At 68.7% G+C, this 1,465-nt stretch carries 2 protein-coding genes; both read left to right on the top strand.

Going from position 1 to position 1,465, the window contains the following annotated elements; all coding sequences use genetic code 11:
- Positions 1 to 68 precede the first annotated feature (68 nt).
- Positions 69 to 389 (top strand): EAL domain-containing protein, encoded by a 321-nt coding sequence (locus tag DFR43_RS13545; protein WP_342776104.1) that lies wholly within the window; start codon positions 69 to 71, stop codon positions 387 to 389.
- Between the two features lie 3 nt (positions 390 to 392).
- Positions 393 to 1,465: ABC transporter substrate-binding protein (locus DFR43_RS13540; protein WP_133599585.1), on the top strand; the 1,073-nt coding region annotated here is incomplete at its 3' end.

Here is a 1,465-nt window from a genome sequence, read left to right as displayed (position 1 = left end):
ATGCTGGAGAACTCACCCGAGCGGGTGATGAGCTACTTCCAGGACCCCAGGGTCAAATACGCCGCCGGTTGAAACTTCTAGGGGCCGGAGCAATAAGCTATCTGGAACGCCTGCCGCTGGACCGCATCAAGATTGACAAAGCGTTTGTGACGCAGATGTCGGCCGAGGGCGGCCCACGGATCGCCGAATTGATCGCGCAGCTCGGGCTCAAGCTGGGCCTGAAGGTGCTGGCCGAAGGCATCGAGGACGCGCGCGTCTGGCGCACGTTGGCGGCCATGGGCGTGCATGAGGGGCAGGGATTCCACATCGCCCGCCCGATGGAGGCGCACGACCTGCTGGACTGGCTGCGCCAGCGCCCGCAGGGCCCGGCGCATTACACCCAGGAGTGAGTCATGAAGCGGCCACACACCGTCTGGACGCGCCGGCAATGGCTGGCTGCGGGGGTGGGGGCTGGTGCGCTGCTGGCCCTGCCCGGCTGCGCCAAGCGGCCGCTGCGCGTGGGTTTTCTGGGCGGGCTCACCGGCCCGGCTGCCGATCTGGGGCTGGCCGGGCGCGACGGGGCCCTGCTGGCGGTGGAGCAATTCAATGCCCGGGGCGGCGTGGACGGCCAGCGGGTGGAGCTGGTGCCTTTCGACGACCGGCAACGGCCAGACGAGGTGGGCGAACTGCTGCAAGCCATTCGCAGCGCCGGGCTCATTGGGCTGGTGGGGCCGATGACCAGCAGCGTGGCGGCGCGGTGGATTCCGCTGGCCAATGAGGCGCGGATCACCACCGTCTCCCCCACGGTGACGAGCACGGATTTCGCCGGGCAGGACGACCATTTCTTCCGGGTCTGCTCCACCACGCAGGAATACGCCCGCCTCTCGGCCGAATACCACATCAGCGCGGGCCGCGGCGGCCGCTACGCCATTGTGCGCGACGACGGCAACGCGGCCTATACCCGCAGCTGGACCGAACACTTCAGCGCCACCGCCCAGCGCCTGGGGGCGCAGGTGGTGCACGTGGAAGCCTACCGGCTGAGTTCGCCCGGCGAGAGCCTGGCGCCCTATCTGGCCCGGGCCATGGCCAGCCGCCCGGATGCGCTGGTGCTCATCATCAATGCCCTGGACGCGGCCAACCTGCTGCAATTGCTGCGCCGGGAATATGGCGAGCTGCCCGTGATCACCGCCGAATGGGCGGCCACGGAGCAATTCCTGGAGCTGGCCGGGCGTGCCGCCGAGGGGGTGATGGTGGCGCAGTACTTCGACCGCCACAGCCAGGCACCGGCCTATCAGGCGTTTCGCCGCACGTTTGAGGCCCGCTTCCAGCGGGGGCCGGGGTTTGCCGAGGTGGCCGGCTTCGATGCCGCCCATGTGCTGCTGTCGGCTTACCAGGCCGTTGAAAAAGTGCCCATCGAAGCAGCCGAGGCTCTGCCTGCGTCGGCTTTCAACCGGCTGGATCCGCATTTCCAGCCCCTGGCAGCCCT

Origin of the sequence: Tepidicella xavieri, from assembly GCF_004363315.1 — a bacterium.
Lineage (GTDB): Bacteria > Pseudomonadota > Gammaproteobacteria > Burkholderiales > Burkholderiaceae_C > Tepidicella > Tepidicella xavieri.
This window is presented reverse-complemented; position numbering and strand designations above follow the sequence as displayed.